The sequence below is a fragment of the Kitasatospora sp. NPDC049285 genome, assembly GCF_040678815.1.
Classification (GTDB): Bacteria; Actinomycetota; Actinomycetes; order Streptomycetales; family Streptomycetaceae; genus Kitasatospora.
Genome location: NZ_JBFAQR010000032.1, coordinates 1 through 18,493 on the forward strand (window position 1 = coordinate 1; position 18,493 = coordinate 18,493).

At 73.8% G+C, this 18,493-nt stretch carries 28 protein-coding genes and 1 pseudogene; 1 reads left to right on the plus strand and 28 read right to left on the minus strand.

Translation table 11 applies throughout. From position 1 onward, the window contains the following. Positions 1-54: 54 nt before the first annotated feature. From AB0K51_RS20770 to AB0K51_RS20895, 26 genes and pseudogenes are all read right to left on the minus strand, one after another. On the minus strand, positions 55-420 hold the full coding sequence (locus AB0K51_RS20770) for a hypothetical protein (protein WP_363457427.1): 366 nt from the start codon (positions 418-420) through the stop codon (positions 55-57). 5 nt (positions 421-425) lie between these two features. After that, positions 426-953 carry a hypothetical protein gene (locus AB0K51_RS20775; protein WP_363457430.1) on the minus strand — a complete coding sequence of 176 codons (528 nt, stop codon included), beginning with the start codon at positions 951-953 and terminating at the stop codon, positions 426-428. Then, on the minus strand, positions 916-1,095 hold the full coding sequence (locus AB0K51_RS20780) for a hypothetical protein (RefSeq protein WP_363457433.1): 180 nt from the start codon (positions 1,093-1,095) through the stop codon (positions 916-918). Before AB0K51_RS20780 ends, AB0K51_RS20775 begins: the two co-directional genes overlap by 38 nt. A 118-nt stretch (positions 1,096-1,213) precedes the next feature. Then, a complete protein-coding gene (locus AB0K51_RS20785; protein WP_363457436.1) occupies positions 1,214-1,570 on the minus strand; it encodes a DUF317 domain-containing protein in 357 nt (118 codons plus the stop codon). A 239-nt stretch (positions 1,571-1,809) separates the two neighbouring features. After that, the gene (locus tag AB0K51_RS20790; RefSeq protein ID WP_363457439.1) at positions 1,810-3,609 is read right to left on the minus strand and encodes a hypothetical protein; all 1,800 of its coding nucleotides are present in this window, start codon (positions 3,607-3,609) and stop codon (positions 1,810-1,812) included. Then, positions 3,606-4,754, minus strand: a complete 1,149-nt coding sequence (locus AB0K51_RS20795; RefSeq protein ID WP_363457629.1) for an AAA family ATPase — start codon at positions 4,752-4,754, stop codon at positions 3,606-3,608. The genes AB0K51_RS20790 and AB0K51_RS20795 overlap by 4 nt, the downstream gene beginning before the upstream one ends. 169 nt (positions 4,755-4,923) lie before the next feature. Further along, a complete protein-coding gene (locus tag AB0K51_RS20800) occupies positions 4,924-5,145 on the minus strand; it encodes a hypothetical protein (RefSeq protein WP_363457631.1) in 222 nt (73 codons plus the stop codon). A 191-nt stretch (positions 5,146-5,336) separates the two neighbouring features. Next, on the minus strand, positions 5,337-6,119 hold the full coding sequence (locus AB0K51_RS20805; protein WP_363457442.1) for a hypothetical protein: 783 nt from the start codon (positions 6,117-6,119) through the stop codon (positions 5,337-5,339). A gap of 16 nt (positions 6,120-6,135) precedes the next feature. Then, complete coding sequence (locus AB0K51_RS20810) at positions 6,136-6,753, minus strand: hypothetical protein (RefSeq protein WP_363457445.1); 618 nt, start codon at positions 6,751-6,753, stop codon at positions 6,136-6,138. A 26-nt stretch (positions 6,754-6,779) separates the two neighbouring features. Beyond that, positions 6,780-7,640, minus strand: a complete 861-nt coding sequence (locus tag AB0K51_RS20815) for a hypothetical protein (protein ID WP_363457448.1) — start codon at positions 7,638-7,640, stop codon at positions 6,780-6,782. Further along, positions 7,637-8,014: a hypothetical protein gene (locus tag AB0K51_RS20820; RefSeq protein WP_363457451.1), complete on the minus strand. Its 378-nt coding sequence runs from the start codon at positions 8,012-8,014 to the stop codon at positions 7,637-7,639. Before AB0K51_RS20820 ends, AB0K51_RS20815 begins: the two co-directional genes overlap by 4 nt. Before the next feature lie 17 nt (positions 8,015-8,031). Further along, positions 8,032-8,763, minus strand: a complete 732-nt coding sequence (locus tag AB0K51_RS20825; protein ID WP_363457454.1) for a hypothetical protein — start codon at positions 8,761-8,763, stop codon at positions 8,032-8,034. Positions 8,764-8,860: 97 nt separating this feature from the next. Further along, positions 8,861-9,316 (minus strand): hypothetical protein, encoded by a 456-nt coding sequence (locus AB0K51_RS20830; protein ID WP_363457457.1) that lies wholly within the window; start codon positions 9,314-9,316, stop codon positions 8,861-8,863. Between the two features lie 103 nt (positions 9,317-9,419). After that, complete coding sequence (locus tag AB0K51_RS20835) at positions 9,420-9,965, minus strand: hypothetical protein (RefSeq protein ID WP_363457459.1); 546 nt, start codon at positions 9,963-9,965, stop codon at positions 9,420-9,422. After that, positions 9,962-10,744: an HAD family hydrolase gene (locus AB0K51_RS20840; protein ID WP_363457462.1), complete on the minus strand. Its 783-nt coding sequence runs from the start codon at positions 10,742-10,744 to the stop codon at positions 9,962-9,964. The genes AB0K51_RS20835 and AB0K51_RS20840 overlap by 4 nt, the downstream gene beginning before the upstream one ends. 1 nt (position 10,745) lies before the next feature. Beyond that, complete coding sequence (locus AB0K51_RS20845) at positions 10,746-11,855, minus strand: MFS transporter (protein ID WP_363457465.1); 1,110 nt, start codon at positions 11,853-11,855, stop codon at positions 10,746-10,748. A gap of 113 nt (positions 11,856-11,968) precedes the next feature. Next, on the minus strand, positions 11,969-12,799 hold the full coding sequence (locus tag AB0K51_RS20850) for a winged helix-turn-helix transcriptional regulator (RefSeq protein WP_363457468.1): 831 nt from the start codon (positions 12,797-12,799) through the stop codon (positions 11,969-11,971). A 37-nt stretch (positions 12,800-12,836) separates the two neighbouring features. After that, positions 12,837-13,340 carry a hypothetical protein gene (locus AB0K51_RS20855; RefSeq protein ID WP_363457471.1) on the minus strand — a complete coding sequence of 168 codons (504 nt, stop codon included), beginning with the start codon at positions 13,338-13,340 and terminating at the stop codon, positions 12,837-12,839. Positions 13,341-13,366: 26 nt separating this feature from the next. Then, positions 13,367-14,107: a hypothetical protein gene (locus AB0K51_RS20860; RefSeq protein WP_363457473.1), complete on the minus strand. Its 741-nt coding sequence runs from the start codon at positions 14,105-14,107 to the stop codon at positions 13,367-13,369. 12 nt (positions 14,108-14,119) lie between these two features. Next, the gene (locus AB0K51_RS20865; RefSeq protein ID WP_363457475.1) at positions 14,120-14,455 is read right to left on the minus strand and encodes a DUF4913 domain-containing protein; all 336 of its coding nucleotides are present in this window, start codon (positions 14,453-14,455) and stop codon (positions 14,120-14,122) included. Continuing rightward, positions 14,370-14,687: a hypothetical protein gene (locus AB0K51_RS20870; protein ID WP_363457477.1), complete on the minus strand. Its 318-nt coding sequence runs from the start codon at positions 14,685-14,687 to the stop codon at positions 14,370-14,372. The genes AB0K51_RS20865 and AB0K51_RS20870 overlap by 86 nt, the downstream gene beginning before the upstream one ends. A 103-nt stretch (positions 14,688-14,790) precedes the next feature. Then, positions 14,791-15,072, minus strand: a complete 282-nt coding sequence (locus AB0K51_RS20875; RefSeq protein ID WP_363457480.1) for a hypothetical protein — start codon at positions 15,070-15,072, stop codon at positions 14,791-14,793. After that, the gene (locus AB0K51_RS20880) at positions 15,069-15,401 is read right to left on the minus strand and encodes a hypothetical protein (protein ID WP_363457483.1); all 333 of its coding nucleotides are present in this window, start codon (positions 15,399-15,401) and stop codon (positions 15,069-15,071) included. Before AB0K51_RS20880 ends, AB0K51_RS20875 begins: the two co-directional genes overlap by 4 nt. A gap of 142 nt (positions 15,402-15,543) precedes the next feature. Continuing rightward, positions 15,544-15,888 (minus strand): annotated as a pseudogene (locus tag AB0K51_RS20885) (DNA cytosine methyltransferase); the annotation flags it as partial. A gap of 174 nt (positions 15,889-16,062) precedes the next feature. Further along, on the minus strand, positions 16,063-16,701 hold the full coding sequence (locus AB0K51_RS20890; protein ID WP_363457486.1) for a hypothetical protein: 639 nt from the start codon (positions 16,699-16,701) through the stop codon (positions 16,063-16,065). Between the two features lie 16 nt (positions 16,702-16,717). Next, on the minus strand, positions 16,718-16,972 hold the full coding sequence (locus AB0K51_RS20895; RefSeq protein WP_363457489.1) for a hypothetical protein: 255 nt from the start codon (positions 16,970-16,972) through the stop codon (positions 16,718-16,720). Positions 16,973-16,996: 24 nt separating this feature from the next. Between AB0K51_RS20895 and AB0K51_RS20900 the strand changes: the two genes are divergently transcribed. After that, a complete protein-coding gene (locus tag AB0K51_RS20900) occupies positions 16,997-17,338 on the plus strand; it encodes a hypothetical protein (RefSeq protein ID WP_363457492.1) in 342 nt (113 codons plus the stop codon). A 28-nt stretch (positions 17,339-17,366) separates the two neighbouring features. On the opposite strand, the gene AB0K51_RS20905 is transcribed toward AB0K51_RS20900, so the two are convergent. Both AB0K51_RS20905 and AB0K51_RS20910 read right to left on the minus strand, forming a co-directional pair. Further along, entirely contained in the window at positions 17,367-18,023 is a 657-nt protein-coding gene (locus tag AB0K51_RS20905) for a hypothetical protein (protein ID WP_363457495.1), read from the minus strand. Then, complete coding sequence (locus AB0K51_RS20910) at positions 18,020-18,493, minus strand: hypothetical protein (RefSeq protein ID WP_363457498.1); 474 nt, start codon at positions 18,491-18,493, stop codon at positions 18,020-18,022. Before AB0K51_RS20910 ends, AB0K51_RS20905 begins: the two co-directional genes overlap by 4 nt.

Genomic DNA, 18,493 nt, shown 5'->3' on the forward strand with positions numbered 1-18,493 from the left:
GGGGCACAAGGAAGTTCCTTGTGCCCCACCGCCCTTCGGCATGTCGCAGGAGCGTCAGTCCGCGAGCCGGTACACCGGACACCGCCGATCACCGGAGACGGTCACCGCAGCGGAGCGGGCCAGTCGGAGCAGGGAGAGTCTCGCCGTCGCCGGACGCAAGCCCGTCCCGGCAGCGACGTCGTCGAGTCGGCCTTCGCGATACTGGTCGAGCCAGCCGCGCACGGCGCGGTCCGCGTCGGCATCCAGACTCCGAGAGATCCAGTACAAGGTCAGCACACCGGCGGCGAGGGTAACCAGCGCGACGGTGGTCGCCCCGCTGGGACCGGAGAGCGCGAAGACGGCGGACTCCGCTCCGGCCGCAGCGGTGAGCACGGCCGTGGCGAGGGCTGCGCGGCGCAGCTGGCGGCGGGTAGCAGGCACGAAGTTCAGGATCCCTCCTCGGGGATGGGGGCGTAGCGGGAGGTGCGGAAGAAGCCGCAGTCCGGACGCGGTGGCCGGATACTGCAGGTGCGGCACGATCCGGGGGCTGCGGGCCGGATGTGGTGGTGGCATACGGACCGGGCGCCGCCTTGGGTGCGGATGGGGTGGGCGACCACCAGCTCGTCCAGAGCGGCGGGCTCCGCCCAGCCGCAGCGTTGCGACGATGGTGCGGTGCCGCCGGGGCGGGCTCCAAGGGGCGCGATCAGGTAGCGGTCGACAGGGGCGAGGTAAGCCAGCACGGCGAAGGCTGCGCGGTGGCCGTCGGGATCAGGCGGGCCGTAGGCCGTGCCGAAGGCGCGGCGGACGGCAGCGGGATCGAGGACGGCCCCGGACAGCTCGATCGGGAGGGACAAGGTGCCTCCGAGGGCGGTGGACTGGCGCGGCACGGGTGTGCCGTGACTGGCCGCCGGGCCGTTGGGCCCGGCGCCGGTCGGTTCACCGGTTCGGTCGGCGAAGACGCGGCGGTCGGTCACCGAGGGCATCAGCAACCAGCGGGGGCATCGACCACAGCATCAGGAAGATGACCGCCAACTGCAGGGCGGCCAGCAGGGCGCTGGCGGACATCAGCGGTCGGCCGGGCCACAGCAGCAGCGCGTGCAGGAAGCTGGTGTACATGGCACAGCCGGTCAGCCACTCGGCCGCCTCGACGCGGTGGAGCAGGCGGGCCTTGGCGCGGGCAGAGCGCAGGGTGGAGATGGGCGTTCCCTTCGTGCGGGGGCAGGTGCCGGTGGGCTCAGCGGCCCGGGTGTTCGACGAGGGTGCGCAGCACGGCGAGGACGACCTCGACCGGGGTGTGGCGGTCGAATCGGGCTCGCCAGCCGGGCTGGCGGGCGGTGCCGTCCAAGGAGATGGTCCAGGTGTCGGCGCGCGGGTTGTCCGGCTGGTAGCCCAGGTAGACGCGGGTGCACGGGGATGCGGCGTGCAGACCGCCGTCGGCGTCGATCACGTACGTCCAACGGTGCTCGTACAGGAAGCAGTTCAGGTCGTTCGGGTTCCCCTCGCCGAGGAGCCACTTGCGGCTCGGCACGGCGTCGCCGGGGCGGAGGCTGGGGGCGGAGGGTGCAGACAGGACGACGGTCAGCGGGTTCACCTTCCTGGGCGGGGCACGGACGGAGGTCCATGTTTGCTTGGGAAGGCCCGGATCACATAGTCCCGTCAAGGGTTTCGTGCAGGTTGTCTGCCGCAGGCGAACGCGCCGCCGCCCGGACCGAATTGGTCCGGGCGGCGGCGCGTGATTGTCCTGCTTCGATGAGTCCGGCGGAGCCTCGGCGAGTCTGGCCGGTGGTGGACCACTCGACCCGGCGAAGCTGGCGGACAGGCTTCCGCGTCTCAGCGTGTCTTGCGGATGGCGTCGGTGGCGGCCTTGGCGATGGCGGCGGGGGCACTGGAGGGCCGGGGCAGGTGGAGCAGGGTGGTTCCCGGCAGGTGGAGGGACTCCTTGGTGAGGGTGAGCTGGAGTACAGCGCAGCCGGCGTTGGTGAGGCGCTTGATGCGGGTGACGGCGCTGGCGGTTTCGTAGGGGGTGTACTGGGCATCGGTGACGATCACGAGGAGGCGGCCGGTGCCGGGGCGGCCGAGTTCGAGGCCGTGGTCGAGGGCGTCGAGGGCGTCACCGAGGTTGTGGCTGCCGCCGCGGGCGTCGAACGTCGTCACGTGCTCCGGCGCCCTGTTGGTGGGCCGGGTCAGCGCGGTCAGACTCATGTCGTAGGCGATGGTGGCGGTGCGGGAGTCGGGGTCGGTCAGGGCCGCTGCTCGGGCCACGATCCAGGCAGCGGACGCGACGGGCCCGCAGGCGGCACGCATGGAACCGGAGACGTCAACGGCGATGCCCACGCGCAACGGTGGGGTGGGAGAGTGGCGGCGGCGGGTCTGGGTAAACGGCTCCGCGGTGGGCGTCGACCCGGCGGCGCGCTGCGCGTCGCGAGCGAGGGCCTGACGCATGTTGAGGCGGCCAGGAGGGGTGGGGCTGGTGGTTCGCTCCTCGGTCCTCTCCCGGTAGGCGGCGGCACGGAGTGCGCGGCTGAGCTGCGCGGCGGCGGTCTTCTCGGCGGCGGTCGGCCGGCGGGTGCCGGTGACGGGGTTGTCGTAGGGCGCCGGTGTGCCGTCGGGGCTGACGGTGGCGCCGCGGGAGTTGAAGACCGACTTGGCGGTGGCGGCGGCCTTGCGTCGTTGGCCTGCCTGCTGGGCGCGGTCCTGAGCTCGTGCCTTGGCCTGTGAGGCCATGGCGCTGGCTGCGGCGGCCTGTGCCGCGAGGTCGGCACGGTCGTTGGCGTCCATGCTGTCCATGACGTCCGCTGCGGCGGCGGACAGCAGGTCGGTGAGGTCGTCTGGCACGGGCCCGGCAGGGGCAGCGGTGGCCAGAGCGTCGCACCAGTCCTGGCCGAGAGCGAGCATGGTGGCGTCGTCGTGGTCAGCGCACTGGTGGGCTGCGGTCCAGATGCCGGTGAGGGTGGCCAGCAGATCAGCGCCCAACACCTTCTCGGACAGATCGGCGACGGCCCGGCTCTCGCCAGCATCCAGGATGCCGGCGTCCCGGCGGCCGAGGATCAGGGCCGCCACGCTGGCGGCGTGCTCGATGCCCTGGAAGGTGGGGTTGGCGATGTCGGGCAGGACCAGGGTCCGGGCGCTGGTGCGCAGGTACTTGCGGTCGGTGGGGCGCCTGATCAGGTGGGCGCCCTCGACACGGCTCTCCTCCAGCAGAAGCGCGGCCTGGACGACACGGGGGTCCGCTCCGGGCAGCCTCGTCCATGCGGTGTGGGCCGCATGGGCGGCTTCGTGGACGAACACGCCCCAGGCCGCGGGATAGCGGTCCTCGTCGCCCACGATCCGCGGATTGACCTCGTGCGGCTGGAGGGGGGCGAACAGGCCGGCGTCGAACTCGACCTCCCCCAGCCCGGGGAAGAAGGCGGCCGGTGCACCGCTGCGGGTGCCGGGACGACAGGTGACGAGCAGGTCTTGGCGGCCGGACAGGGCGACCAGCCGATCGCCGAGCTCTGCTCCCACACGCAGCCACGCGGCCGGGGAAGAACGGGGCTGTGCGGGCGGGGCACCGTCGTCGTCCCAGCGTGCGAGGTCGGCGTCGTCGTCGGGCGCGGTGGCGGAGGACTGGACGTGCTGATGTGAACTCATCGTTGGCGGCCCCGGGGCGTGGAGCTGGTGCTTCCCGGGGGCTGCCGGGCGGCCGAAGCGGTCGCGGCGGGGAGCTGCTTGCCGAGGGTGAGGGGAGCGACGTCCTTGACGCCGATGACCTTGCTGACGGCGGCGACGACGGCGTCGCGGTCCTCGACGGGCGCGATGCCGATCAAGTTCGCGAGTGCCGCCTTGGTGCCGAGGACCTTCTCGGTCTTCTGGTAGCTGAGCAGCTCTCGCAGCTGCGGTGCCCAGCCAAGTTCACCGAGTTCGACCTGGCGGGCGAGGTTGCGGGCGACCCTGACCACCCGGGCGTCGATCCGCAGCGCCATGGCGAGGTCGTAATCCGTCCCGACCTGGATCTGCACGCTGAATCGGGACGACAGCGCCTCCGTCAGCACGGCACCGTGCACGCCCGGATTGTGGCCCGCCACCACGTAGAAGCCCTTCTCGGCCTTGATGGTCTCGCCCTTGTGGGCCTTGACCTGGATCTGGCGGCGGCCGTCCATCGCCGGGTACAGCGCTGCCAAGACCTTCGGCGAGATCAACGTGGCGTCGTCGATCAGCAGGGCGCGGCCCTCGGTCATCGCGGTGACCAGCGGGCCGTACTGGAAAACATAGGCTCCCGCGTCGTCCTGCGTGTACTCGCCGATCAGGTCGCCGACGGTGGTGTCGCCGTCGCCGGCGACGGTGAGCAGGTCCGGGAACGCGGCCTCCACCAACGAGGTCTTGCCAGTGCCCGGGGGACCGTAGAGCAGCACCGGCACATCGGCGTCGCGCAAGCGATTCAGCGCCTCGACGTCAGGCAGGTCGGCCAGCTCCCGGGGGTGGTAGAGCTGGCCACCCGCGCGGCGGATCGGGCCGACCTGCTTGGGCGTGGTCGGTGCGGGAGCGGTCGTGCGGGCTGTGGCCGCGGCGGCGCGGGGAGAGTGGGTTCCCGGTGGACTGATCACCGTGACCTGCGCGGCTGCAGCGGTCTTCCCATTCGCGCGGAACCGATTTCCGGTGCCGAGTTGATCAGCCTCGCCGCGTTTCGCCAGAGTCTGGGCGGCTTGGCTGACGGCGCCGTGGGAGTGGCCCAGCTGCTTGGCTATCTCCGTGGTGCTGAGCGTGTCGGTCGGCCGGTCTGCCAGTAGTTTGGCCACCTTGGCTCGCAGTTCGCCGGGCCTGGCGTGTGCCGGAGTGGTGGGCGGTCCGGGTGTGGTCAAAGCGAAGATCCTTCAACGGGTGCGCGGGCGAGCAGGGTTGACAACGTGCTGGAAGGCGGGCCGCTGATCTGTACGGGCGTGCCTGGCAGGGGCGCGCCGTCGGCGCTCACTGGCTGGCCGAGGGCCCGGCCCAGGTGCACGGAGCGGTCGACGGCGGGCAGCTCGCTGGCTGCCGAGCGGGCGCGTGCGTCCGGTCCGTGCCGGCCTCCGTCGCTGGGCAGGCGCAGCTGGGAGCCTCCTCGAAGCCGGCCTGGAGCAGGATCCGAAGGGCGTTGGCGTTGTACCTGGTGGTGGTGATCTCGCCCGTGCGGGGGTGCCGGATCGCCACGAAGGGCTGGGCGGTGAGCTCTGCTGGTGTTGCCGCCTCGGTGTCGACCGTGGCGGGGTGGTCGGCGAGTGCCGGCGGTGTCGCGGCGCTGGCCGTGACGTTGGCGACGGAGTCGGGAGGATGCGAGGTCACGATTTCTCCGTGATGTTCGGTTCGGGGGCCTGGGGGTGCCACTGATCCGCCGGTGCCCGTCAGCGCGGATCCGGGCGCAGACGGGTTGGTCCCGCTGGGCCGTAGTGCACGGTGGAAGGCGGAGAGGTGGGCGGAGGAAGGTGTCGCAGGGCCGGGTGCGAGGCGATGCCGTGTGCCCGGGCCGCGGCCGTTCGCCCCACGGGGCCGTCACCGCTGCTGTGGGCGAGTGGGGCGGCGCGGACGAGGTGCCGGAACTGCTCCGGGATCTGCTCGGGCCGCCGCGGCACGGGGCGCAGCAGTGCTGCGGCGGCTGCGGTGAGCAGGTAGTCCGGTGCGCTTCGACTGAACTCGACGGTCCACACGCCGGTACGCGCGGCGGCAGTGAGCACCGGGCTCGGGTCGGGGGCCGTGTCGGGCCAGGAGAGGGCGGCGCGGCGGTCGGGCGCGGCGACCAGCCGGTACCCATCGCGGTTGAACCCGGACCAGCCGGACTTCATCAGCAGCACGGTGGCCGTGTGGCCGGTGGCCGGTCCGGCGTTGGTGGTGGGCGCGGTCTCGGCTTCCTGAGCTGCTGAGATGAGGGCGTAGGGCACTTCGGCAGGAGCGCGGTCGCAGAAGCGGACCGTCCAGCCGCCGGGGCCAGCCACCGTCCACTGCCGGTCCTGCCGGGTGAGGGTGAGCCCTTCTTGAGGGCTGGTGAGGACCAGGTCGGCAGGGGCGTTGAACGGGCGGAACCAGCCGTGCTCGGAGGCGAGGAGATAGACGAGGTCGGTTTCCCCTGGCCCGGCGAGGTGGGCGGGGCGGACGAGGAGGTCGGGACGGGGCGGTGCGGCGGTGGACAAGAAGCGGGCAGCTCCATCAGGTGCGGACGCGGCGCGCGCTGGCGCCGGACGGGGCGGATACGGGGGCCTGCGGGGAGGCGACGACCGTGACGTCACGGGAACTGCGGCCGGTGGCGGCGACCGACCGGCTGGCCGGGAACCCGGTGAGGGTGCTCCAGCCCGCGCTGTGGCCGACGGTGCGCAGCGCCTGCTGGTAGGCGGGCAGCAGGCGCCGGGCGACGGAGGCTGCGGCACGGGCGGGGTCATCGGCGACCGCGATCCCGAACGGGACAGCGTAGTCCTGGAGTTGGTGGGCGAGCCCGTGGCCGACGGGGACGAGGGCAGCGACGAGGTACTGGTGGGAGCGAACCGGCCGTCGGACGACCACCAGGTCCAGTCCCGCCTGGTGGTTGACCTGGCCGACGCGGTCGTTGGCGAAGTCGAGCAGCGCCCAGTGGGCGGTGCCCAGGTCCCACAGCCGGTCCATCAGAGCGTTGCGCTGACCGGCGGTGGTGTTGCTGCGCAGCGAGGGGCTCCACAGGCCGGGCAGGCGCAGGGCCAGCGCTCGGGTGAAGTCGTCGAGTGGGGCGGGCGTCAGCGGGTTCGCCTCCTCAGCGAGGTCGGCTCGGGAGCGCCCGAGCAGGCAGGGCGACATGGAGAAGGGGATGCGGCGGGCACAGGTCAGGACGGCTGCGAGACGGCGTCGCCGGCAAGCAACCGGGACAGCCGCGGCAGGGTGAGAGCGGAGTCGAGGCGGCCGGCGGCGAAGTACACCGGCATGCCGCTGGTCCCGGTGTCACCGGGGCGGGCGAGGCTGTAGCCGATCCGGGCACCGGATTCGTCGACGCGCCAGCGGAGCAGGACGCCGTCGCTCGCCAGGGCAGCGGCGTACTCCGCGACGCTTCGGGCCCCGGCCACAGCCTCGTGCATCCGCTGCTGGAGCCAGACCCGGGACGGTTCGGCCCAGCCCTGCTGCTCGGCCTTGATGATCTCGGCGGTGGTCGGGAAGCTGGTCGTTGCGCGCTCGCCCTGGCCGATGAGGCGCAGTCCCCACTCGGCCTCGATCGCCCGGCACTCGGCCTGGGCCCGGGTCGAGTCGCGGTGCATCGCCGGCCGCGAGCCGTCCGGCAGCACGCTGACCCCGGCGATGTGGATGTGGTGGACAGCGTGGCGCACAGCGACCCACCGGCATCCCGGGCCGCGGGCGGGGGCGAGCCCGGTGGCGGCGACGATCCGGCGCGCGACCTGGGCCCACTGGTCGTCGGTGAGCAGCGGGTCCTCGGGGGCGGTGCGCACCGAGCAGTGCCAGACCCTGCTGGGTGGCATCGCCCCGAGTTCGGCGGCGCGCAGCCGGGCGTGCTGGTCCAGCCGGGAGGCCAGCTGGCCGACGGTGGCACCCGGGTCGCGGCCCGGGTCGGGCGCCCCGTACATGTCCCAGGCCGCGACCAGGTGCGGATCCTCGTGCTCCTCGCGCCGACCGGGGCCGTAGAGATAACTGAGCAGTGGGCGGGGCGTGTTGCCGGTGGAGATATCAGGGATCACGCGGCCTCCAGCACGGCGTCGAGCGCGGCATAGGTCCGCTCGGCCAGGCCGGGCAGCAGAGCCAGCGCTTCCTGCGCCCGTTCGGGCTCGGGGACGGTATCCGTGAGGGCACGCAGCTCGCCGGCCAGGCGATCGAGCGCTTCGGCCAGCGGTCGGCGGGGGTCGGCGTCGGGGCGGCCGACCGGTCCGTCGGCCAGCGCGGCGGCCAGCGCGGCGTTGGCGATGAACCCGGAGGTCGTAAGACGCTCGTGTGCCGCGCGCTCCCGGATGGCCGCGAGGGCGGTCGGGGTCAGACGGACGGACTTCTGCGCGGTCCGGGGCTCGGTGGTGCGCGGGCGGCGGCGCACCCGCTGAACTTCGGTGGAGATGGGCACTCCTGGGGGTTGGGCCGTCACCGGGTGCGGGGGCGGGTGACGGTTGAGTCGGTGGCGGTGGGCAGGGCAGCGACCTCGGCCGGGGCGGCACTCGCTGAGGCGGCTGGGCTGGTGGCGCGGGCAGCAGCGGTGCGCGGGCTGGAGACGGGCGCGACCTCGACGGGCGGCAGGGGGTTGTCCGGCTCGCCGGCGCGCCTGGTCCACTCGTAGGCGGCGTCCCGGTCGGGGAAGCCGCCCTCCCGCAGGGTGTACGTGCGGGCGAGGTAGTCGACGTCCTCGAAGAACACCCGGACGGGGTGCAGTCCGGGCTCCGGCCGCTCGTCCACGGCGGTGATCCAGGTGTTGAAGTCGTAGACCAGGTCCTCGGCGGCGCTGGGCGGCCCGCCCGCGGCGTGGGCGGGGTCCAGGACCATGTCGGAGGTGTACGAGTTCGCGAACCAGAACCGGTCGCCGACCTGGGCGAGGCGCCGTTCCAGGTCGCGGCTGGCCTGGTCGGTGGTCGGCAGCCACTCGGCGTGCGGCGTCAGCTGGTCGAGGTCGGCGCCGCGGGAGACGAGCCAGTTCTGCGCGAGCGCCACGATCGGTGCCCGCTCGTAATCCAGCCGGTACGTCCCGGCTCCCAGGTCGCGCTGGACGTGGATCCCCGCGAGCTGCGGCGACCCGGGGATATCCCAGGTCATGGTGGCGTCGTGGACGACGAGGTACGACTCGGTCAGCAGCGGCGAGTGCGGGTTGGCCGAGTGCTGCACGGCTAGGACGCTGACCTGCTTCTCGTAGGCGAACGCCCACCACCTGCTCTTGTCCTCCTCGGTGTGGGCTTCGAGGCCCTCGACCTGGAGGGCTTCGTCAATGGCGTGGAGCGGCTCGGTCCCGTCGGTGATGGGGGTCTCCGGTGCTGGGGGCGGATGCGAGGGCGGGTGTGGGGGACGGGCTGGAGTGGACAGCGCCACGGGCGTTGGCCGCGGTGGCGCGATTGGGCGGCGGGGCTGGGGCGGCGCGCTGGTAGGCCAGGACGGCGTGCTCCAGCGTTTCGAGGCTCTGGGCGTACCGGATGCCGAGGACCTCCAGGTCCATGGCACCCAGCCGCAGCACGCCGTTGGTGTCCACGCCGCGGTGGTTGCCGCAGGAGAGCGGGAGCAGGCGGTCGCGGATGGAGGCGGCCTTCGAGCGGATCTGGTCGTCCAGGAGGTCGAGCTGGCGGGCCAGGAGGTCGACGTGGTCGGCCAGTTCGCGGTGTGCGCCTTCGTCCTCGCGGTGGCGCCGCCGCAGGTCCGAGGAGGAGACGTCCAGGTGGTGCCGCACCAGGCGCTGGCCGGCGAGGAGCGGGGTTCCCTCGGCGTCGTAGTACGGACCGGTGTCCCAGGGGCTGGTCAGGTCGTGGTCCCTTCGTCGGGCAGGCGGACGTTCATCGGCTCCGTGGCCGCGCGGCGGTCGCCGGGACCGCGGTCGCCGAAGCCGCTGCTTCGCCCGGCGAGCGCCGTGCGCCGGTGGAGGCGGCGCGTTGCCGGGTCGTCTTCGCCGCAGCGGCGGGCGCCGGAGCTGGTGCGGCGAAGGGTGGCAGGGTCTCGTAGACCTCGACGAGGGAGACCAGCGATCGGTGCAGTTCGGTGCGGCGGGCGGCGAGCAGGTCGATGGACGGGGCGGTATTGAAGAGGATGCCGTTGATGGAGGGCTCGTCGGCGTCGCGGCCTTCGACGACGCGCTGCAGGTCGCGCCGCAGGGCTGTGGCCAGCTGCACGATGCGGGTCTGGATGTCGTCCAGGCGGCGTGCCTCGGAGGCGAGTTGGTCGGCCACGGCGCCGTGGAGGGTGGCGGTGCCGTAGCCGGGCAGCAGGCGCGGGTGCTCGACCTGAAGGCGGGTGCACACCAGGCGGGTGCCGAGGTCGACGTTCCCGGCCTGGCGGGGCCTCCACTCCTGGATGGGCCGCCCGGCTCGCGGCTCCGGGCTCACCGCCGCTCCCACTGTGCCGAGTTGATGATGGACAGGCCGGTCTCGACGGCGGCCTCCAGGTTGTCGGCGACCGGGACGCCGGCGGTGGCCAGGCGTTGCGGCGAGTGGAGGCCGCTGGCGTGCAGGACCGGCACCGCGCCGACGGACAGGGCGGCGACGGCATCGTCGACCGTGTCGCCGATCACGAGGGTGCGCGCCGGATCGACGATGTGGCCGAGGGCGGCGATGTGCCGGGCCATGGCGGGCGCCTTGCTGCCGACGACCGGCTCGTGGCGGCCGTCGATCCGGTCGAGGAGACCGCTGATGCCGGTCTTGCCGACCTCGGCCAGCAGTCGGTCGTGGAGGGACAGGGACAGCAGGCTCTGCCGGACACCCTGAGCCCGTAGCCGCAGCAGCAGGCCCCGGGCGCCGGACTGCAACCGCACCGGGTGCCGGGCGAGTTCATCCTGGAAGGCCGCGTCGGCGTCGTGCCACTGCTGGTCGTCGAGGGTGCGGCCGAGGAGGGCGTCGTAGAAGGCGCGGATCGGGGTGCGGTGCGCGGCGCGGTAGCGCTCCAGCGTGATCGGGGTGCTGCCCAGGTCGGGCAGAGTCGCGTTGAGGGCGTCGAGGTGGTCCTGGACATCGTCGCGCAAGGTCCCGTTCCAGTCCCAGATGATGGTGACGGGCGCTGGGGCGGACGTGGTGGCGTGGGGCAAGAAGGCTACTCCGAGCGGAAGTTGATGGTGGAGCTGGCGTCGCTGATCCGCTGCCGGGCCGGGGCTCCGACGGATCCGGGGCACATCAGCGGCGCAGGGACAGGGCCAGTGAGGCTGCGGCGGCGCTCGTCAGGGTGAGTCCGGCGACGGCGACGGGTCCGACCGTCGAGAGCTGCCCGGCCAGGGCTGTTCCGGCGGCGCCGCCCAGGCCGATGACGGCGACCAGCCAGGCCGCGGCCTCGGTGGCTGTTCCCTGGGGCGCGAGCCGGTCTCCCAGACGGAACGCCTCGGCGAGCCATGGGGCGAGGAAGAAGCCCGGCAGGGCGGCGGCGGCCACCGCCAGGGTCGGCTCGGGCGTGAGCAGGAACAGCACGAACGGCACGGCGAAGCGAACGCTGACCGCGCGCAGCAGGCGGTCGCCGGGAACGAGGTGCGAGACCCTCGCCCACGCGATGCCGCCCAGCAGGCTGCCCAGCGAGAGCGCGGCCGGCAGCGCTCCGGCGAGCCAGCTCGTGTGGTGGCGGTCGGCCGCGCTCAGGGCGTACACGTTGAACGACCCCAGGCTCGCGCCCAGCAGGGCGGCGGCGCCCAGAAGGACCAGCAGGCCGTGCGAGCGAAGTGGCCCCAGCCAGTGGACCGACCGACGCTCCGGGCTGAGGGCGCGGGCCGGGCGGCGGGAGGCGACCACCGTCGTGCCGGCCAGCCCGAGGACCGCGCAGCCGATCAGCGCCACAGCCGGTGAGGCGAGTTGGCACGTGACCGTGACCAGGGCGGGCCCGGCCACGTAGACCAGCTCTTGGGCGGTGGCGTCCAGGGCGAACGCGGCCTGCTGGTCGCTTGGGGCGACCAGGCGCGGCCACATCGCGCGCAGCCCGGCCTCCAGCGGCGGGGTGGCCAGACCGGCGAGGGCGACCAGGGCGCACGAGAGCAGCAGGTTGCGGCCGGTACCGAGGACGGCGAGTGCGGCGAACGCGCTGCCCGCGACGCCCGCCGCGGCCAGCGCGACGCCCGCCAGACGGCGGCGGTCGACGGCCCGGCCGAGCAGCGGCTGGCCGACGGCTCCGCACAGGGCGTAGAGCGCTGCCAGTAGCGCTCCCCTCGCTGTCCCGGCGTGGTCGGCGCGCGCGGCGAGCAGCAGGGCGAGCGGGGCCATCGCGGTGGGCAGCCGTCCCACCAGGGTGGCGGTGAGCAGCACGGTGACGTGCGGGGTGCGAAGGACGTTGCGGATCGGGCGGTCCGCGCCAGGCCGGGTGGTGGCGGTGGGTGTGGTGGTCAGAGCAGAGCTTCCGGTCGAGGGATGGGCGTTGGTCAGCGGCGGAGGCCAGCGGCGGCGCTGTGCAGGAGGGCCGGGGGCTGGGGGCTGGGCGCGTGGGAGAAGTGGATCCGCAGCGTGTCGCGGTGCAGGTTGGCGGCGGCGGTCCGCGCGGTGGCGGGACGGGGGGCCGCGACGACCCTGACGTGGCTGCCGGAGGCCGCCGCGAGGGAGGAGACGCCGCGCGGGCCGGACGCCGGGCGGGCGGAATCGGGCAGGTGCCGCTCCGCCCACCCGGACAGCTCGCGGACCATCGCGCCGGTGTGCATGCCGGCCTCGCTGATCGCCCACCGGTAGGACCGCGGGGTGCCGCTGCGCGCGATCAGGCCGTGCTCGGCCAGCACCGACAGGCGGTGGTGCAGCACACCGGTACCGCCGACGGGCAGGCGCTCGGCAAGCTCGGGGACCGTCAGCGGCTCGCTCGCCACCAGCTCGAAGAGCACCGCCCCGGTGTGGGGGCTGGCGAACAGGCTTATCGCGTCGTCGATGGCCTCGGTTGCCGCCAGGCCCGCGCGTCCGACCAGGTGCCGGTCGGCCCAGGCCAAGGCGGCACCGTGGACCGGGTCCAGGGCCTGACCGGCGTCGGTCAGCGTCAGCTCGTACCACCGGCTGCCCGGGACGGGCAGCCGGGTGATCGCACCCGCACGCTCCAGCAGGCCGGTCACCTTGTGCAGGCTCCCCGCGGGGATCTGGCTGGCGTCCACGATTTCCGCCGGGCGCAGTGGGCCGGAGGAGCGCAGCGTGCGCACAACCCGGGTGGACCAGCGGGTGGAGATGCCCTCGGCGGCGAGCTGGGCTCGGTCCAGGACGGTGGCGGTGGCGGGCATGGCGAACTCCATTGCAGCAGTGGGGCTGTGGCGGGTCTCAGCGTCGGACGGCGACGGTGGGGTTGGCGGGAGGGGCGGCGACCACGGTGGGCGGGGCCCCGTCGGCGGTGGCCGCGACGGCGTGCGCCGGTGAGGGCCGGGAGGCGGAGGCGGCGAGCGCGGCCTGGAACCGTGCCGGCATGCCGGGGCGCGGGGTCTCCTGGACGGCGGCCTGCTTGAGCCGCTCGGCCTGCAGCCGCTCGGCTGCCGTCTTGTAGACCTGGATGTTGTAGCGCCGTCCGACAGCGACGAGGTGAATGCCGAGCAGGCGGCGAGGGTTGTTCGGTGCGCGCTGCTCGGTGTAGACGAGCCGGTAGGCGTTGCGGTCGTCGAGGTAGAGCTTGCGGGCGTCGCGCAGGTCGCGGTCGCCCTGCTGGTCGAGCAGCGGCCCGCGGACCTCGGCGCGCAGCAGCCGGTCCAGGTACTCCAGCGCCAGGTCCCGCACGTCCGCCGGTGCGTCCAGCAGGTCGGCGAGCGCCTCCGGGTGGGCGGAGAAGCCCACCGGAGGACTGCTCGGCCGCTGCTCGCTCACCGCACGGCCCGCCGCCCGGCCGGAACCGGGACGGTGACCGGGACAGCCTCGGCGGCCGTGCTCTTCGCGGTCGAGGAGGCGGTGCGGGTGCGCGCCGCAAGCGCCTGCGGGCTGTACACGACGGTGGCCTCCCCGTTGGCGACCGGCGGCAGGGCGGCGCGCCGGTGCTCCAGCCACTGCTGGACCTCCTGCGGGCTGGCGAAGCTCCCCATGCGCAGGGTGTAGCCGCGTTCCGGGTCGCCGGCCTCCAGCTGGAGGAGGAACGGGGCCGCCGCACCGGCCGAGGTGGTGTCGCGCAGCATGACCCACGTCTCGCCGGGCTCGATGCCGTGCTCGACCTGCTCGTACCGGGCATGGTCGGCGATGAAGTGGGCGGCGACCGCGGCGCTGCGCTCGTCAGCAGGCGCGCCGGAGTGCCCGGCGCGGTGGAGGAAGGCGCCGGCATCGGCGCCCCGGGCGACCAGCCACGCCGTCGCGATGGCGAACGTGGGGGCGGCGTGGGTGCTCAGGGTGAAGGTGCCGTCGGCGCCGTAGCGCAGGTGCGCGGCCAGCGCGGGCTGGTCGGTCCCCTCGTAGGCGGTGAGGTCCTCGAACAGCTGGAAGTTCTCACTGCCGGGCTCGGGGTCGTCGGGGTCGGTCTCGGTGAGGAGGTCGTAGACCCCTTCGGCGTTCAGGAAGTGCTGCTGGGCGCGGGCGGAGGCGGGGTCCGCGGGCTGCCAGTCGCTGAGGTCGGGCATGTCGGCCTCCGATCAGGTCGAGGTGGGGAGGGTGAGGGAGTCGGGGTCGGTCAGCGCCGGGTGTTCCAGCAGGCGGTGGCTGACGTGACCGCCGGAGCTGGTGCACGCCCCGAAGGGGCCGTCGGCGCTGCGCAGCTTCATCAGCGCCGGTTCCAGGTGGTCGCGCTGCCAGGAGCTGGGGCCGTTCGCCCCGGCCTCGGGGTCGATCGCGGCCTGCCAGGCAAGCCACAGGGCGTGCAGCCGGGCCACGGCCTCGGGGTGCTCAGGCCAGCGCACGCACCACGGGCGATTCGCCGTGGTTTCGGGTCCGTAGATCTTCGTGAAGATCTCGTCGACCCACGGGACCATGAGTTCGACCTCTTTTGTAGTAGGCCGGGTCCTCGAAGGCGACGATGAACATGGGCTCGGCGCCGGGGGCGTCGTCCTCGGGGTCCAGCGCGGACGACATGGTGGCCAGCTGCTCGGCCTGGGCGTCGAAGCCCGCCGCCAGGGCGGTGAGCTTCGCGGACAGGGCCTCGATCTGGGCGTCGCCGTAGCCGGAGTTCGGCTCGGCGCCCTCGTCGGGCTCGGATGCGGTCAAGGGAGGCGGAGACCTTTCGGTGCGGTCGCGGGGTCGTGAGACAAGATTCCGCCGCGATCGGCCGGACGCATCCGGCCGATCTTGCGGTATAAGCGCGCCCGGCTCACTGCCGACCGCCGCAGCACGCGGCGGCGAGCAGGCCGGGGGCGTCGAGCAGCCGCATCGCCGCAGCCGCCTGCTGGCGGACGACCCCGTTGCCGAGGGCCGTCAACTGCGCCGAGCGGGACAGGCCGGGAACGCCGGTGACGTGGCCGGCGTCAAGGCCCATGATCCATTCGACGAACGCGGGAGCCAGGCGCCCGTTGCCGTCGACCGGCTCGGGAGCGGGCCGGGTCACCCGCTCCCACCGGGCGACGGCCGAGGCGTAGGGGCCCCACCGGCTCACTCCTCCGGCGCCCGCTCCCACAGCGGCAGCAGGACCGCCGACAGCGGCGGCCGGAACCCCTGCCCGGCCCGCCTGCCGGGCGTCCCGGTGTCCGAGGCCCGCGGGGTGGGCAGCAGCTGGGCCGCTGCCGAGGAGAGCGTCAGGTCCCCTTTGCTCCCACGGGAGTTCGGCCCCCCGTGCGTCCCGTCCGACGCCTTCGGGGTGGGCAGCAGCAGGTGCTCCACCTCGTCCGACAGGTTCGGACCGTGGCCGCCCGACCGGCGCTTGTCCGGGTGCTGCGAGCCGCCGATCTGCCCCAAGTTCGAGGTCGGGGTCTTGAGCAGTGCCACGGTGTGGCCCAGGTCGGCCCGCCAGGCATCCGGGCCCTTCGCATCGCGCGCCCGCGGTGTCGGCAGACTCGGCGCCGCCTGGCCAGGCCACGAGGAAGAGCCGCTCCCGGCGGTGAGGGGCACCGACGGCTGCCGCGGATAGCACCGTCCAGCGCGCATCCATCCCGAGGTTGGCCAGACTTCCGAGTACCGCGCCAAGTGCCCGCAGAGCAGGCTCACCTCCGCTGTCTCCCAGATCGCACCAACCGCATTCCAAGTCGCCATCGGCTGCCGAGGCAGCGCTTGCGCTGAGGATTCCGCGTACGTTTTCGATCACCACCAACTTGGGCTTGAGGACGTCGATCGCGCTGGCGATGGTCAGCCACAGTCCGGAGCGGGTGCCCTCCATCAGGCCGGCGCGCTTGCCGGCGACCGACAGGTCCTGACAGGGGAAGCCTGCCGTCAGGACGTCGATCGGGGGGACACTCGACCAGTCAACTGCGGTGATATCGCCGAGATTTAGCGTCTCTAGGCCAGTGGTGGGCGAGGATCTGAGCGGCGGACGGGTTCATCTCGGCGTGCCAGACCACCTCTCCGCCGAGCACCGCCTGTACTCCCATGTCCAGGCCGCCGAACCCCGAGCACATCGACCCGATCCGCGGCCCGTGTGGGTTCGGTGCGCTCATCGGCGCGCCCCGGTGCGGGCGCTGGCGGCGCGGCTGGGCGGCGCGGCGACGACCACCGCGCCGGGCCCGGCCGCCGTGCGGGCGGTGTCCGGTTCGGCGGGCTTCGCGCTCACGGCGGCCGAGCGGATCATGCGGAATGCGGCGTCGCCGGTGAACGCCGTGAGCAGCTCGGGCTCTGGGCCGGTCAGGTGCTCCGCGGCCTCCCGCAGCTTCCAGACGGCCTCGTCGAGGACTTCCTGGGCGGCGGACAGCGACTTGAAGTAGGCCAGGCGGTGCGGCGAGGCGTAGGCGGGGCCGGGGGCGAGGCGGATGAGCGTGGCGGAGACGACCGCGGGCTGGAGGCGCAGGATCGCCTTGGCGTTCAGCAACGCGGCGTAGGCGTACGCCACCGTGCACCGCCGCCAGGCGATGTCCTCGGGCTCGGTGGAGCCGGGCGTGACGGTGTCGTACTCGTCGGTGGTGTTGGCCAGCAGCGTCTGCTGCACCTGGGTCATCCCCGAAAGGACCGCGTCGAGGCGGACGGTCTGGGGATCGCGGTAGGTGTAGAGGCGCCACAGTTCCTCGCGGAAGGCGTGCAGGTTGCCGGCGGTGCCGAGCAGCCACTGGGACTGCTCGTCGATGGTGCTGGAGGTCATGGTGGGGTCCTGGTATTCAGCGGCGCGGCTTGGCGGCGCTGCGGGGAAGGGCGGCGATGGGGGTGGGCTCGGCGGAGCGGCCGGTGAAGGCGCGGCGCAGCCGCTGCGGCAGGGTGAGCGCGGCGCGCTGGCGGGCCTGGTCGGGCAGGTGGGAGACGCCGGCCGACGGGAGGCGGTCGGCCTCGATCCGCAGCTCCTTTGCTGCAGCGCCGAGTTGGTGCCGTGCGGCGGCGTAGACCTGGCGGGTGTCGACCGGCTGCGCGTCGGGCACGGCCCAGACGTCTGCGGTGACGGAGTGCTGGAAGAGGTGCGCGAGGTGCCGTGTCGCCTCCGTGACCCGGGTGTGCGCTCCGGCGAGGGCGATGGCGGTCCGCCGGGCGGCGCTGGTGGCGGAGGGGTCGAGCGGGATGCTGTTCGCGAAATCGGCGGCGCCGAGCGTGCTGCTCTGGACGAACTGGAGGGCGCCGAGCTGCTGGGCGACGAGGCGGGCATCGGGGACGCCGGGGTCGGCGGCGAAGGGGCCGGGCAGCTTCTCGGCCAGGGCCTCGGCTTGGTCGGCGACCAGGCGAAGGCGCTCCTGGTAGTCACCCAGGGTCGGCGCGGGTTCGGGGGTGGGCGTGGCGGGCTCCGTACGTGAGGGCGGTGACTCGGCGGTTGGCGCCGGGTCAGGGACGGCGGAACGGCAGGACGGTCGCGGTCGGCGGCGGTGCGCCGGGGGGTGCGGCGGGCGGCGACGTGACGACGAGCAGGTGCCGTGTGCGCTGACGCGCTGCGCCGGTGCGCGGCTCGTGCTCGCCGGCAGCGGGCGGCATCGGCGCCGATGCGGCGGGTGCTGGGTCGGCGAAGGCGACGGACGCGGCGGGCAGGGGCGCCCGTGGCCAGGGCGGACCCGCGGTGACGGCCGCGCTGGCGCTGAGGAGATCGGCCGCCAGGGCTTGCAGGCCCAGGCGCGTGCTCTCCAGCCCTTGGGCGACGACGTCCTCAAGGACGTCGAGCTGCCGGGCGTTGAGGGACGCGACGTCGGCGTCGAAGAGGTGGGCCGCGGCCTCCAGGGTCTCGCCGAGGACCGCGCCGACCAGGCCCAGCCGGGCCGCCGCCCAGGCGAAGAAGAGCGCGCCGGTGCGGGCGGCTGGCTGCTCGGGTGAAGCCTGGTTGAAGCGGGCGGCGCCGGCGGCAGCGCGCCGCTGTAGCGCGATCACGTCCTGGAGCTGGTCGGCGACATCGATCGGCTCGGTGGGCCCTGGCCGCGCCAGCGCCGCCCGTTCGGCGTCGGAGGCTATGCCCCGAAGCAGCCGCCCCACCTCGTGAGGGTCGCTGGTCATCGGCGCCCCCGGGCTGCGGGCTCAGCGACGGGCTGGGTGGTCGGGGGGCCGGCGGTGCCGGTGGCGATCCGGGCGGCGAAGCCGAGGACTTCCTGCTGACCGCGGTCGGCCTCCTTCTCGGCTTCGGCCAGGGCCTGTACCGCGGCCCTGTGGCGCCGCTGGTGCAGTGACTCGGCCGCCCGGCGCGGTGCCTCGGGCGCGGTCAGGGAGCACTTGACGGACAGGTCGAAGGCGACGCCGAGGTGCCGGGTGATGGTGGCGGCGCGGATGGCCGCCGCGGCATAGGCTCCGGCCAGCGCCTGGTCGGCAGCGTTGTCGGCGCTCAGCTTCCGGTGGCGCCGGGCGTTGTCGGCGCACTCGCGCTGGACGGCCAGGGCCTGGCGCATCCGCTCCGCGACGGCGGCGGGGTCGGGCGCTGGTTGGCCTGGCCCCGGTGGCGCTGCGGTGACGCGGCCGAGCAGGCGCAGCAT